Source organism: Microbacterium sp. MYb45 (genome assembly GCF_002979655.1).
GTDB lineage: Bacteria > Actinomycetota > Actinomycetes > Actinomycetales > Microbacteriaceae > Microbacterium.
Map to the genome: position 1 here is coordinate 35593 of NZ_PCPG01000018.1, position 13354 is coordinate 48946.

14 protein-coding genes are annotated in these 13354 nt (G+C 67.6%); 7 read left to right on the top strand and 7 right to left on the bottom strand.

Annotated features, from left to right (window positions below; translation table 11 throughout):
- Nucleotides 1-223 precede the first annotated feature (223 nt).
- On the top strand, nucleotides 224-862 hold the full coding sequence (locus CQ034_RS18235) for a hypothetical protein (protein ID WP_258134269.1): 639 nt from the start codon (nucleotides 224-226) through the stop codon (nucleotides 860-862).
- A gap of 23 nt (nucleotides 863-885) precedes the next feature.
- Here the strand turns inward: CQ034_RS18235 and CQ034_RS18240 are convergent, their stop codons facing one another.
- The 4 genes from CQ034_RS18240 to CQ034_RS18255 all read right to left on the bottom strand — a co-directional run bounded on the left by CQ034_RS18240 (nucleotide 886) and on the right by CQ034_RS18255 (nucleotide 5165).
- Nucleotides 886-2229, bottom strand: a complete 1344-nt coding sequence (locus tag CQ034_RS18240; protein ID WP_105712193.1) for a threonine/serine exporter ThrE family protein — start codon at nucleotides 2227-2229, stop codon at nucleotides 886-888.
- Nucleotide 2230: 1 nt separating this feature from the next.
- Entirely contained in the window at nucleotides 2231-3586 is a 1356-nt protein-coding gene (locus CQ034_RS18245) for an anaerobic C4-dicarboxylate transporter family protein (RefSeq protein WP_105712194.1), read from the bottom strand.
- Complete coding sequence (locus CQ034_RS18250; protein ID WP_105712195.1) at nucleotides 3583-4323, bottom strand: peptidase E; 741 nt, start codon at nucleotides 4321-4323, stop codon at nucleotides 3583-3585. Before CQ034_RS18250 ends, CQ034_RS18245 begins: the two co-directional genes overlap by 4 nt.
- Nucleotides 4324-4427: 104 nt before the next feature.
- Nucleotides 4428-5165, bottom strand: a complete 738-nt coding sequence (locus CQ034_RS18255) for an SGNH/GDSL hydrolase family protein (RefSeq protein ID WP_105712196.1) — start codon at nucleotides 5163-5165, stop codon at nucleotides 4428-4430.
- Nucleotides 5166-5338: 173 nt separating this feature from the next.
- Here CQ034_RS18255 and wecB point away from each other — a divergent pair, with 173 nt between their 5' ends.
- From wecB to CQ034_RS18285, 6 genes are all read left to right on the top strand, one after another.
- Nucleotides 5339-6490, top strand: a complete 1152-nt coding sequence (gene wecB, locus CQ034_RS18260; RefSeq protein WP_105712197.1) for a non-hydrolyzing UDP-N-acetylglucosamine 2-epimerase — start codon at nucleotides 5339-5341, stop codon at nucleotides 6488-6490.
- A gap of 36 nt (nucleotides 6491-6526) precedes the next feature.
- Nucleotides 6527-7873, top strand: a complete 1347-nt coding sequence (locus CQ034_RS18265; protein ID WP_105712198.1) for a glycosyltransferase — start codon at nucleotides 6527-6529, stop codon at nucleotides 7871-7873.
- Nucleotides 7873-8403, top strand: coding sequence for a hypothetical protein (locus tag CQ034_RS18270; protein ID WP_219860816.1), 531 nt, complete (start codon nucleotides 7873-7875; stop codon nucleotides 8401-8403). The genes CQ034_RS18265 and CQ034_RS18270 overlap by 1 nt, the downstream gene beginning before the upstream one ends.
- 159 nt (nucleotides 8404-8562) lie before the next feature.
- Nucleotides 8563-9693 (top strand): MFS transporter, encoded by a 1131-nt coding sequence (locus CQ034_RS18275; protein WP_105712200.1) that lies wholly within the window; start codon nucleotides 8563-8565, stop codon nucleotides 9691-9693.
- Nucleotides 9694-9730: 37 nt separating this feature from the next.
- Complete coding sequence (locus tag CQ034_RS18280) at nucleotides 9731-10258, top strand: cytochrome C5 (protein WP_105712201.1); 528 nt, start codon at nucleotides 9731-9733, stop codon at nucleotides 10256-10258.
- A gap of 9 nt (nucleotides 10259-10267) precedes the next feature.
- Nucleotides 10268-10696 (top strand): hypothetical protein, encoded by a 429-nt coding sequence (locus CQ034_RS18285; protein ID WP_105712202.1) that lies wholly within the window; start codon nucleotides 10268-10270, stop codon nucleotides 10694-10696.
- Here the strand turns inward: CQ034_RS18285 and CQ034_RS18290 are convergent.
- Genes CQ034_RS18290 through CQ034_RS18300 form a run of 3 tightly spaced genes read right to left on the bottom strand, consistent with a single transcriptional unit; the run spans nucleotide 10675 to nucleotide 13254 of the window.
- Nucleotides 10675-11751: a hypothetical protein gene (locus CQ034_RS18290; protein ID WP_105712203.1), complete on the bottom strand. Its 1077-nt coding sequence runs from the start codon at nucleotides 11749-11751 to the stop codon at nucleotides 10675-10677. The genes CQ034_RS18285 and CQ034_RS18290 overlap by 22 nt on opposite strands.
- On the bottom strand, nucleotides 11726-12355 hold the full coding sequence (locus CQ034_RS18295; protein WP_258134270.1) for an energy-coupling factor ABC transporter ATP-binding protein: 630 nt from the start codon (nucleotides 12353-12355) through the stop codon (nucleotides 11726-11728). Before CQ034_RS18295 ends, CQ034_RS18290 begins: the two co-directional genes overlap by 26 nt.
- The gene (locus tag CQ034_RS18300; protein ID WP_146114880.1) at nucleotides 12352-13254 is read right to left on the bottom strand and encodes a peptidoglycan-binding protein; all 903 of its coding nucleotides are present in this window, start codon (nucleotides 13252-13254) and stop codon (nucleotides 12352-12354) included. The genes CQ034_RS18295 and CQ034_RS18300 overlap by 4 nt, the downstream gene beginning before the upstream one ends.
- Nucleotides 13255-13354 lie beyond the last annotated feature (100 nt).

The window sequence follows — 13354 nt, forward strand, 5'->3', positions numbered from 1 at the left end:
AGACCCCCTGCTCCCGATGTCAGGAGCCGGGGGTTTCGACGTAAGCGGGAATCTCGAGGATGGGAGTTTGGGTCTTCTGTTTCTCTCTTTAGAGCGTTTTATTGATATCTAATAAAGCGAGATCGCTCAGGAGCGTGAACGAGGAATCGCCATCCTGATCGACGAGGTTCAATTCCTCAGCACTCGGCAACTCGAGGCCCTCATCCAGGCGGTGCATAAGACCGTGCAACGGAAACTGCCGATCACCTTCGTGGGGGCAGGGCTGCCGCAGATCGCAGAGCTTGCCGGCGATGCCAAGTCCTACGCCGAACGCCTCTTTCAGTTTCCGAAGATCGACTCCCTCAACGAGCCTGACGCACGTCAAGCACTGATCGAACCGTCCCGAGCGGAGGGAGTCACTTTCGAGAGCGGCGCCATCACTCTTGCGCTCGAGATCTCCCAGGGATATCCGTACTTCATTCAAGAACTCGGGTTCCAGGTGTGGGAGATTGCGGAAAGCTCTCCGATCACTCGAGACGACGTCGAAACGGCTCGGGAGGGCTACGAGGCAAAACTCGACAGCTCGTTCTTCCGAGTCAGACTCGACCGCGCAACGCCGCTCCAAACCGCCTACATGCGTGCCATGGCCGAGCTCGGGCCTGAGGCTCAGAAGGCTTCCGACGTCGCCAAGGTCATGGGGCGAGAGTCGACCCAGCTCGGCCCCACCCGGGCCGAGCTCATCGACATGGGACTCCTCTATACGCCAGAGCACGGCTACGCCGCATTCACCGTGCCCGACTTCGACAAGTTCATGATGCGCGCAGTACCTACCCTGGTTGTTCCTGAACTGCAGAAGAGAACACGAAAGAAGAAGCAGGACTGAATCGGCAAAGGTGTCCGCGTCGCCTACCTCCGGCGATCCGCCCGGTTCCGGCCCAGCCGCCGCCACGGCGCAGCGATCCGCGACCAGAAGCTCGGCTCCCGTTCGGCTTCCGGTGCGGCGGGCAGCGCCACGGCGAACTGCACGAACTCCTCGGCCCCGTGATGCACCACCCGGTACAGCGCGGTGCCGATCAGCACGCCGAGGGCGATCGACATGATCGAGGTGAGTGCCGCCGTGAAGTCGGCGAGCCCGTTGTCGGTCGCGAACGCCTCGGTGAGGCCCACGAGCCCGGCAGCCCCCGGCACGAGCAGCCAGAACGCGGGGAGGAAGGTGAGTTGCGACGGAGCCCCGTGGCGCAGCCCGGCGATCCAGAAGACAACGGGTGTGACGGCGACGGCTCCCACGAAACCCCCGATCGTGGGGTCGATGAATTCGGTTCCGGCCCACTGGCCGACGTACGCGACGACCAGCGCGAGGAGCACCCATCCGAAGGTCGAGGCGGGCGCGGAGAAGTGCAGGTAGTTGCCGACCGCGAACACGAGGACACCGAGGAAGCCGACCCACCACGGAAGGAAAGCGGAGGCGGGGAGCGGCTCGTATGACCGGGATTCCACCCCGACGACCGCACCGGCGGCGAGGATGCCGAAGGCCAACAGAGCGAGCTGCACGAACCCGTAGACGAGACGAGCGGCCCCCGAGATCATCTGCCCCGCGGCCAGTTCGACGGTCGCCGTGGTGAGCACGCCTCCGGGCAGGAAGGTCACCAGCGGCGCGATCAGCAGACGGATGGGGTCGCCGATCTCGATCACCTCCGCGAGGAGGAAGACCGCGCCCGCGCACACGAACGCCGCCGCGATCGGCAGGATCAGCTGCAGTGTCGGGGACCGGACGAGCTTCAGCAGTCCGATCCCGAAGCCGAGGATGAACGCGACGATCACGCCCTGCCAGGTCGGGGCCAGGAGCAGCGCGAGACCCGCGGTGAGCACGCCGTGTCCGAGCGTGCGCGTGAACCAGCCGAGTCGAGGCCGCATCGCCCCGATCTCGTTCAGCTGGCGGATGCCGTCGAGCGGTGGGACGCCGCCGGTCCGTGCCTCGCCGATCAGGTCGTACAGTGCGGCGATCTGATCGAACCGGAACGAGGCGTTGGTCGCCGAGCGGATGGCGACCCTGGACTCATCCGACTCCCCGGTCTCGACGAGGATGATCGTCGGCAGCACGACGAAATCGGTGTCGTCGCCACCGTAGGCCCGGGCGACGGCGGTGAGCGTGTCGCGGATGCGGTCGACGGACTCCGCCGACGCGTTCATCCCCTGCGCCAGCCCGAGCAGGAACTGGCGAAGCGCCGAACGGTCGACGGTGTCGGTCATGTCAGCTGATGAGGAACGAGAGGCCCACCCCGACGACGATGGCGACGCCCACGTAGACGAGGTTCGGCAGCTGGAACGAGTGGTCGAAGACGTACTTGCCCATCTTCGTCGTGCCGGTCTGGTCGAAGGCGACGGTGGCGACCTGGCTGCCGTTGGCGGGCAGGGTGTAGATGCCCATCGTCGAGGGCCACAGTCCCACCAGCAGCGGCGCCGGGAGCCCGATCGTGATGCCGATCGGGACGATCGCATTGGTCGCACTCGATTGGCTGGTGGTGAGCATCGCGACCGCGAACAGCGCCATCGCGAACAGCAGTGCCCCGAGGAACGCCGACGATCCGGAGACGACGGATCCGAGCCCGTCGACGATGAGCGTCTGGTTCGCCGCGACGAACGTGTTGGCGAGCCACGCGATACCGAAGAGGGCGATCGCCCCGACGATGCCGGCGGGGAACGTGGGCTGCTTGGGGACGTCGGCGGCCTTGACCTTGCAGAACACGAAGATCAGGGCGGCGATGATGCCCATCGTGACCTCGATGATGACCGTGACGCTGAGACGCACCGGGTCGCCGGCGTCGTCGGTGCCGATCACGGGACGCAGCCCTTCGAACAGGCCGAAGAACACGATCACCCCGACGCCGATGAGGAAGAGCGTGGCCGAGAGCACGGCGGTCTTCGGAAGCTTGTTCTCGTGCGCGTCGGTCTGCGGCGGCTTGATCTGCCCCTCGTTCAGACGGCGCTGGAACTCCGGGTCGTCCTCGAGGTCTTTGCCGTGGCGCATCATGACGAGCGCGGCGACGAACAGCCCGGCGATGGAGGCCGGCCACATGATGAGCAGCAGCTGGCCGAGGTCGACGCCCTGCGGCGCGAGCAGCACGACCATCGAGGCGGTAGCTGCCGAGACGGGAGAGCACAGGATGCCGACTTGCGAGGCGACGGCCGAGACCGACAGGGCGCGCTCGGGGCGGATCTTCTGCTGGTACGAGACGTCATAGATCACGGGCAGCAGCGGGTAGAAGATGTTCCCCGTACCCGCACCGACCGTGAAGAGGAACGACATCGCCGGGGCGAGGAACACGACCGATTTCGGCTTGCGTCTGATCACCTTCGCCGCGACCGACACCATCCAGTCGATGCCGCCGGCCGCTTGCATGGTGGATGCCGCGGTGATGACCGTGATGACGATGAAGACCGCGTCGACCGGGGCGTTGCCCGGCGCTTCGCCGAACACGAAGATGAGCACGGCCACGCCGACCAGGCCCCAGACGCCGAGGCCGATCCCGCTCGTGCGGGTGCCCATGTAGATCGCGCCGATGACGACGATCAGCTGCGCGATGAGGATCCACACGTTGTCGTTCATGACGACGGTCCCTTCACGATCGGGGCGTTCCCCGTGAGCACCTTCGTCGCGAGCTGCGTCTCGACGATCTTCCCGTCGATCGCCTCGACCCGCAGCGCGAGAGCATCCTCGACCGGGCTGATCGCGGTGACGAACTCGGAGTTCTCGAAGTGCAGCGACTGCAGGTTGCCGACCGCGTATCCGGTCGAGAGCTCTCCGCTCAACAGCGAGGCGTGGAAGAGCGGACGCCGCTGATCCTCGGCGTCGTAGTGCGGGCAGAAGCTGCCGTGCAGGAAGCCGAGCCCCTCGGGCAGCACCTGCAGGGTCGGACCGTAGCTGTCGGTCGTGCCGCCCTCGAACCAGCAGATGCCGCCGGCGCTGCCTCCGGTGAACACGACGTTCGAGTCGGGGTCCTCCCACATCTCGCGCATGATCTCGTCCAGGCCCTGCCGCTTCCACACGTCGAGCATGTTCGCGGTGTTGCCGCCGCCGACGTGGATCACGTCGAAGCCCTTCACGAAGCCGGCGAGGTCGTCGACCGCGCGATGGAACAGCGGAAGATGGTGCGGCGCGCACCGGTCCGAGTCGTACGTGGAATAGAAGCTCAGGATGTACGCGGCGTCATCGCCGGTCGCCGTGCCGACGAAGAGGACCCGGGGTCTCTCCTTGCCGGTCAGCTCGAGGATGTAGTCGTGCGTCGGATCGTTCCGACGCTCCATCATGGCCTTGCCGGCCCCGGTTGCCACCACGTGAGACATGCCCCCACCTCTCGACGACTGCGAATGCGCTCAACCTAGCGGCGCACCGCGGCCAGCGTCCAGAGTGCTTTCACCCCGGAAGGGCGACCCGTCGGCCGGGCTGTTCAGCCGTTGACGCGCGCGGTGGCGACGAGGCCTTCGAGGAGGGCGTGCGTGCGCGCCCGAGGCCCGTCGGGGCGCAGGCCGAGCACGTTCGCGAGCTCGAGGGCCAGGGCGGCGTGGCCGGTGGCGCTCGGGTGGAACGGGTCGTTCATGAGTCCCCAGGGGACTCCGCCGGCGCCGAGCTCGGCGAAGCGCGCGAACTGGTCGACGAGGATCACGTCTTCGCTCGCGGCGACCTCGCGCACGGCCTGGGCGAACTCGCCGATCCGCGCGCGCTCCGGGGCATTGCGGGTGTCGATCGCAGGCGGGGTCTGCAGCACGGGGATCGCCCCGAGCACGCGCACCCGCGCCACGAAGTCCCGCAGCGATGCGGCGTAGTCCGCCGCCGAGATCACCTCGCGGGGGCCGCCGTCCGAGGCGTCGTTGGTGCCGATCATGAGGGTGACCACATCCGGCCGCCAGGACGCGACGCGGCGGTCCCAGTCGTCGAGCAGGTCGACGATGCGGTTGCCGCTGATCGCCGTGTTCAGCACGATGTCGCGCACGCGCTCCCGCTCGCCGCGGATCAGCTCGTGCAGGTGCTCCGGATAGCTGCGCCCGCCCTGGGTGTGCACCAGGCCGTGCGTGATCGAGTCGCCCGTGATGATCCAGTTCAGCGGAGCCGGATCGGCCAGTGCGGCGGCGAGGCGACCGAGCTCGGAGGCGGCGGATGCGGGGGCGGAGGATGCGGCGTTCGACACGGCTCGAGCCTATCGGCGGAGCAGCTCCCGTCGACGAATGCCGGAACGTCGATATACGTGCCCGGATCCACGCGCTGGGCGGACGCGGCGACACGTACTGTCGGTGCGGACCCACCGGAAATCACTCATCATGTCGGCCACGGGAAGCCTCCCGGGGGCCGATCGAGGTACCCATGAACAAGTGCTCGACACCGACCGCGCCCGCCCACCTGCCGAAGTCCTCGGTGATGATCGTGTTCGGAACCCGTCCCGAGATCGTCAAGCTCGCCCCGCTGGTCCGCAGCCTCGGCGAGGCCGCCTACGTCGTCCACACCGGTCAGCATTATGACCGCGACATGTCGGCCGTGTTCCTGAAATCGTGCGGAATCACGCGGGTGCACCGCCAGCTTCGTGTGGGCGGGCTCCCGCGGGCCGCGCAGATCGGCCGCGGGGCCGAGCAGATCGCGCAGGCGATCGCCGAGGTCGAGCCGAGCTACGTCGTCGTGCAGGGAGACACGAATGCCACGATCGCGGCCGCGCTCGCCGCGAACGCCTCGGGTGTGCGGCTCGGGCACGTCGAAGCGGGGCTGCGCGCCAACGATCGCCGGATGCCCGAAGAGCACAACCGGATCATGGTCGACCACATCGCCGACGACCTGTTCGCGGCGACCCAGGCGAACCGCGCCAACCTGCTCGCGGAGGGCATCGACGAGGAGCGCATCCATGTGACCGGGAATCCCGTGGTCGAAGCCGTCCGCACGCAGCGCGCCGCCGCCGGCCCTGACGTCGACGAGCTGGAGCGCATCGATGTCGAGCCTGCGGAATACGTGCTCGCGACCCTGCACCGGCAGGAGAACGTCGATTCTGCGGACAACCTCTTCGCGACGCTGCACGCACTCAACGACATCGCCGCATCGGGGTGGCCGGTCGTCTTCCCCGTGCACCCGCGGACCCGGGCGATGCTGAGGGCACTCGACGCGGAGCACCTGCTCGACGCGCTGATCGCCGAAGAGCCGTACACCTACGAGCGATTCCTCGCGCTCGCTTCGCACGCCGCCGTGCTGGTCTCCGATTCCGGCGGCATCCAGGAGGAGGCGACGGTGCTCGGGCGCCCGGTCCTCGTGGTCCGGGACTCGACCGAACGTCCCGAGGCGCTCGGTTCCTTCACCCGTCTGGTCACCCCGCAGACCCTCGCGACAGAGACCTCCGCCCTGCTCTCGACGGTGACCCGCACCCTCGCCGACCTCGATGCCCTGCCGTCGCCGTTCGGCGACGGCCATGCCACGGAGCGCATCGCGGAGCACATCCGATCCGCCGTCTCGACCGCCCGTGACGAGAGTGCATGATGCGTCGTCGGATGTCCGCCGCTGTTCGAGGTCGCGATGCTCGTCGCCGCTAGCGCCATATCGTTCATCGTCACGCTGACGTTCCTCGTCTACGTCTTCATGATCATCGTTCCCTTCCTCCGCCGCACTCCGGACCCCGATGGTCGCGTGGATGCCTTCGCATGGCACATCTTCGTGCCGTGCCGGGATGAGGAGGTCGTCATCTCGCGAACCATCCGGATGCTCCGCTCCACGGTGCCGGAGGCACACGTCTGGGTGATCGATGACGACAGCGACGACCGCACCGCGTCGATCGTCCAGTCGGCCGCCGAGGCGGACGCCTTCGTGCACCTCGTCCAGCGCCGGCGCCCCGAGGCGAGGACCGGCAAAGGGGATGCGCTCAATGCCGCGTACTTCGCGCTGAACGCGTTCCTCCCCGCCGATACCGACCGTTCGCGCGTCGTCGTGTGCGTCGTCGATGCCGATGGCGAGGTGGCCGAGAACATCCTCCGCAAGGCCGCCTCACCCCACGCGTTCGGAGATCCCGAAGTCGGGGCGGCGCAGGTCACCGTCTACATGAAGAACCGCGACGATCGGCGCCCGGTCCCGGACGCCGGGTGGGCCCGCAACACGTTCGGACGATTCCTCATCCGGATGCAGGACCTCGAGTTCCGCGGGCCGATCGCCGCGATCCAATCCCTCCGCGGCTGGACCGAGACCGTCGGCCTCGGCGGCAACGGCCAGTTCACGCGCCTGTCGGTTCTGGACGACATCGCCGCGAGATCCGACAGGCCGTGGCACGGCTCTCTTCTGGAGGACTACGAGCTGGGCATCCACGTGCTGCTGGCGGGGCATAAGAACCGCCACCTGCACGACACCTACGTCGCCCAGGAGGCGCTGCACGATTTCCGACGGTTCACGGTCCAACGCACGCGCTGGGCGCAGGGGAACATGCAGTGCATCCGCTACATCCCCGAGATCGTCCGATCTCCCATGCTCACGAACGCCGGCATTCTCGAGATCTGCTATTACCTGCTTCTCCCGGTCTTCCAGGTGGTGGCCAGCCTCGCCGCTGTGACCCTGGTCGTCGGGGCGATCGTGGGAGTGGTCTCCGGGGCATTCGCCCTCCCCTGGGGCTTCCTGCCCGTCCTCGCCATCCTCTTCCTCCTCTTCGGCATCGGCCCCTTCTTCATCTGGGGGCCGCTCTACCGTCGGTACAGCGAGCCCGATGCCGGATTCTGGACGGGCGTCCTCTGGGGATTCGGGATGTGGGTGTACGACTACTACGTCTATCTGACGGGTGCCCGCGCGCTCTATCGGATCGTCCGGGGCCGGAACGGGTGGGCGAAGACCCGCCGCAACGCGGAGATCGATGTGGCCGGTCCGATCGCGAAGGACGCCTGATGTCACGCACCGCTTCGCTGCCTCCCCGCGTTCGCGTCAGGACTCCTCGCCGCTCTTCACTCGCGATGAAGGTACGGCTGTTCGTGGGAGTGGGGTTGATCGCCGCCGCTGTCGTGCTCGTCTTCCTGGTGCCGCAGGTCGTCTTTCTGGAAACGGAGGTCGCTCGCCTCTGGCTGCCCACGATCACCCCTGGCACGTTCACCGCGGCGGTCGAGTCCCCGGTGGCTTTCCTCGCCGCGCCGCTGTGGGGGCTCGGGGGTGTGATCCTGGCGGCGACCCGCGTCAGCGGGGTGCGGGTGTGCGTGTCGGTGGTCCTCTCCACGGTGCTGATCCTGGTGACGAACCAGGTGCGGCTCGGCGTCTTCGCGCGGGCAGCGGTGACGGCGGGATCTGCTGAGGGTTACGAGGTCGCCCTGCGTCTGGGTGGGTCCGTGCTGAGCATCGTCGGGTTCAGCGCCGCCTATCTGGTCTTCGTGATCGTGATCGCCGACCTGCCCCTGTTCGGCCGGAGGCGGATGCCGACAGGCTGAGCCTCGTCGGATACGCTGGGCGGGTGAGCCCTGAGTCGGATAGACGCTAGATCGCGGGTGTGAGCGCACGTCGTGCGCTCCCCGCATCCTCGTCGACCTCACTCACCCGCCGCTCGGCGCGTTTCGCAGCGCCCGCGGCTCTGCGCGTCTGGATGCTCCATGCCGTTCCTCATCCCCGTCCTCGCTCTGGCGATCTTCGCCCAGGGCACCAGCGAGTTCATGCTCGCCGGTCTTCTGCTCCCGCTGTCCGCCGACCTCGACGTCGACCCTCCGACCGCCGCCCTGCTGACCTCCGCCTTCGCGGTGGGCATGGTGGTGGGCGCGCCGCTGATGGCGGTGTTCGCCAGCCGCTGGCGTCCGCGGCAGACCCTCGTGCTGCTCCTCGTGATCTTCATCGCCGCGCACGTGGTCGGTGCGCTCGCACCGTCGTTCTCCCTGCTCCTCGTCACCCGGGTGCTCGCCGCCCTGGCGAACGCCGGCTTCCTGGCGATCGCGCTGGCCACCGTGCGCGGCATCGTCGCGCCGGCGCAGACGACCAGGGCCGTCGCCGTCCTGCTCGCGGGCACGACGCTCGCGACGATCGTTGGCGTCCCCGCCGGCGCGATGCTCGCGAACGCCTTCGGATGGCGTTCCACCTTCTGGGCCGTGGTGCTGCTCTGCCTCCCGGCCGTCGTCGCGCTGCTCTTGGACCGCACGCTCGGCGCCGTTCCGCGCTCGCCGCGGATCGACGTGCGCGCCGAGGTCGCCGAGCTGCGTCGGCGACCGGTTCTCGTGGCCGTGGTGCTCGCCGTGCTCGTGAACGCCGCGACCTTCGGGGTGTTCACGTTCCTCGCCGTCGTCGGCGCGGATGCCGGGATCGATGCCGCCTGGATCCCGCTGCTCCTCGCCGTGTTCGGAATCGGCGCCTTCCTCGGGGTGGCCGCCACCGGTCGATGGGGTGCCCGCTGGGCGCGCACATGGATCGTGGTCGGCGCCGCGGCCACGACCGTCGTCTGGATGGTCTTCGGCCTCGCTGTCTCGTCGGTGTCGGCCGTGTTCCTCGGGGCGCTGATCGGCGGGCTGCTGTCGTTCGCGGTCGGCTCCGCCCTTATCGGGCGCATCGTCGGTGAGGCCGAAGGTGCACCGGTGCTCGGCGGTGCCTATGCCACGGCGGCGTTGAACCTCGGCGCGATCGGTGGTCCGGTGCTCGCCGGGATCGGGTACTCCGGTGTCGGCACTCCGGGCGTGCTGTTCGTCGCGGCGGGGATCACCGCCGTCAGCGTCGTGCTCACGCCGCTGTTGCGACGATGATCGCCCCATGACGCGATGGATGCGAAAGACTGGAGGCATGACTTCGCCTGTGCTCGACTCGCTCCTCGCCCGCATCGTCGAGAGCGGGCTGCTCGAAGACCCGATCGCCGAGAACGGCCTCGTGTACGGACGGGCGAGCATCGATGCGGCCGGCACCGTCGTGAACGTGAACGTCGACCCGGAACTCGACGAGCACCCGGAGGACGTCGATCACGAGGCGCTGATCGCGGCGGTGTCGCGCATCCTCTCGGTCGGCGAGTCCCGGTGGCGGGCCATCGTCGACGAGGTCGCCACCGACATCGATGACGCCGTCGATGACGAGCCCGTCATCGAGCAGATCGACCTGCGCGACGACCTCGAGGCGACATCGGTCGTCGTCTTCGCCGATGCCGTGCTGCTCGCGTTCCTGGCGCCGAAGCAGTTCCCGGACTCGCGGATCCTCGTGCAGCTCGACGAGGAGCTCGAGGTCGAGGGCGTCGAGGTGCGCGAGCTCGACGGCACCGAGACCGTCGACTTCGACACCCTCGACGAACTCCTCGATCACATCAGCCGCGCCGACGACTGATCTCGTCGCGTGGAAGACATCGCCGCTTCTCGCTCGGCCTCACCGCCTACATCTCGCCGGCCGGGACGCGGGAGCATCCTGCTGTCCGCGATCGGCGCGGCGGCGGTCGGCGTCGTGGTGACCTGGTGGATCACGACCGCGCAACGCGTGTCCGTGGCATCCGATGCCGACCTCTCATCCGTGCCGTTCGGCTTTCCGCTGACCTGGATCACGCAGGACCACTCGTCGAACCCCTTCACCGCGTATCCGGCCGACGTCGCCCTGCGGCTCACCGGTCGCACCGGCATCCCCTATCCGACTTCGTACGAGTGGCTGCCCTTCATCGGTGACGCGCTGATCTGGGGTGCGGTGTTCTGGGCGCTCGGGATGGTCGTGCTTCCGGCCGTGGTGCGTACGATACGCGCGAGGTCAGGCCGTCAGCTTCGATCCTTGAAGTAGACGAAAAAATGGTGCTGCCGGATCGCCGCCGCCATCGCCCATGCCCCTGCGATGCAGCCGGCGAGGACGGCGACCGCGCCTTTGCCACCTTCAGCGATCAGTGCGAACTGATCCGCCTGTCCGACGGGAGCAGCCATGAGAACCGCTGCGGCGAATGCACCTGTGGCGGCAGGCACGGACCAGGCCACCGTCTCCCAGATGATCTGCGCCTGGACATCTCGTCGACGGGCACCGGCATGAAGGTTCGATGCGAGTTCCAGGCGGCGCAGCCGCACGGACACTGCGCCCAGGAGCAACGCCGACAAGAGCAACGCGACGGGAACGTGCCGAAGCAGGCGTTGCTCGAACCTCTCCGCTCCTGTGAACCGCGTGCCCAACGTGGTGTTCAGCTGAGCGACGACGGGCTCTTCGCCATCGGATGCTGTACCCGGCATAACGACCTGCAGCAGATGCGTCCTCAGCATCGGGTCTTCAGGCCATTGACGAACCCAGCATTCATCGAAACGCTCTCGCGCGGTGCTCGGAACGAGTGCCGCCCATCCCATTCCGGGGCGACGTCCGTCGGTCGGGTAGGCGAAGACGCCTTGAATGCGGGCGGACGCTCCATCGAGGGGCAGCGCGTCTCCGCGGAATCGCTGCAACGTGCTCGACACCTCTTCAGAGATGAGGATGCCTCGGTTGGATACGGCGCCCATCGCCAGTACGTCCGAGAATGATCGAGTCACGTCGAATCGCGCCATCGGAGCCCCGGGCAAGGCTGCGAGGGAAAGGGGTGAGGCCAACGGTTTCATCGCTCCGGCGCCCTGAACTCCGGGTAGGTCGTTAAGCGCTTCGCAGCGTTGGCCGTCGACTCGATCGGGAGCCGTGAGGGTCACGGTGGACGCCCCGACGCCTTGATAGTGCTCCGATTCTGTGATCAGAGATCGGGTCTCTGCGATGTCTGCAGCGACCAATCCGGCACCGAGAACCAGGAGGATCAGGGCGAAGGTTCCTGCGCGCGTCGTGCCCGATGTGATGTTCCGGAGCGCCTCACTCAGGATGCTGCGCAGGCGCATCCTGCCCCCGTTCCGTGAACGCTCCGAGGTCGATGACCTCGGTGCAGGCCATCTGCGTGTCGACATCGTGTGTCGCGATCACCGTGACGATGCCTTCTGAGGCAAGTTCGGCGATCGCGGCGTTCACGGTCGTCGCCGTCTGCCGGTCCAGCTGTGCCGTCGGTTCGTCGATCAGCAGCAGTTCGGGACGGATGCTAATCGCGCGCGCGAGCATGAGGCGCTGTGCTTCTCCTCCGGACAGCGAACGGAATGGTCGGTCCGCCACTGTCTCCAGGCCGAGGCGCGCCATGCCCTCGTGTGCACGCCGCTGCGACTCTGCGATCGTGTGTCCACGTGCGAGGTACGGGTACGCGACCAGATCGACTGCCCGTCGCCCAGGGACGCCCGTCGGATTCTGAAAGACCCAAGCGACCGAGGCTGCTCGACCCGAGATCTCGCCCTCCGTCGGAGAAATCCATCCGGCCAGCAGGCCGAGGAGAGTCGACTTGCCCGAACCGGAAGGACCGACGATCGCGACGGTCCGGCCGTGATGCAGCGTGACATCGAGATTGCGGAACAGCCAGGGTCGGTCGCCAAAACGGTGCCCCACTCCGTCCAAAGTCATCGACATGAGGCAGAGACCGCAACGGGGGCGACCACGACCTCGTCGGGCGCGGTGTTGCCCTCGAACAACACGAAGCTCTGACCGAGTTCGGACCCGACTATCCGCACGGGGATCGTCTTTGCTCCATCGGTCACGCACGTCATGCCTCCCTCGCCCTGCAGGATTGCGCTCGGCGGAACACTAGACACCTTCACCGTTTCGCTGAGCCGCGCGGTTCCGGGGAGCTTCGTCACCGCGCTCTCCCCTTTGGCGCCGCGATAGGCGTCCGTCGCGAGGAGATCTGCGCGCAGCCCGGCGTTATCGATGTCGCCTTCGCCGGACAACGGGATGATGAGATCATCGACGACCAGTTCTCGCGGCCCCGGGAGGGCGTCCTCCGAGAGCCTCGACACGATGATTCCTGTTCCCCCGCCGTCGATCTCGACGAGGGGGTCGCCCACCATCACGTCTTCGCCGCGGTGAACCGGGCAACTCAGGATCTCGGCCTCCCTGGCGGGCAACCAGAGCACCTGGGCGGGGTCGACGTGGTCTGCGTGGCGCACAGCCGGGATGACGACGGCTGCCGCCTTCAGCGTGCGAGTGCCGAACACCCCGTCCACGGGGATGTCCTGTCCCAGGCGCACCAGCTCTTTCTGGAGCGCTGCGACATCGTCGCCGCGGTCGCCCACGTGCAGTGGCCGCCACAGTGGCTCATCGGTTGCGAGGTTGATGAGTCCCGTCCCCTGCACGGCGAACGTCGATTCGCCGGAGAGGAGTTCGCCACCCGCCCTGCATGCAGCCGCTGTGATGGTTCCGTCTACTTTGGTCGGCAAGGACATGGGTGGCACCTCGGTCACTTCCACATCAACGGCGCGCGGGTCTGCGAAGTCCTGCTCGGATACAGGGGTGCGGTCGGACACTGCAGGACCGGCGAGGGACGGGGGAACCGTCGATGAGACGACGAGCAAGCCGCCTCCGAAGCTGAGCGCCAAGAGACAGAGCGCGCAGACCGCCACGAAA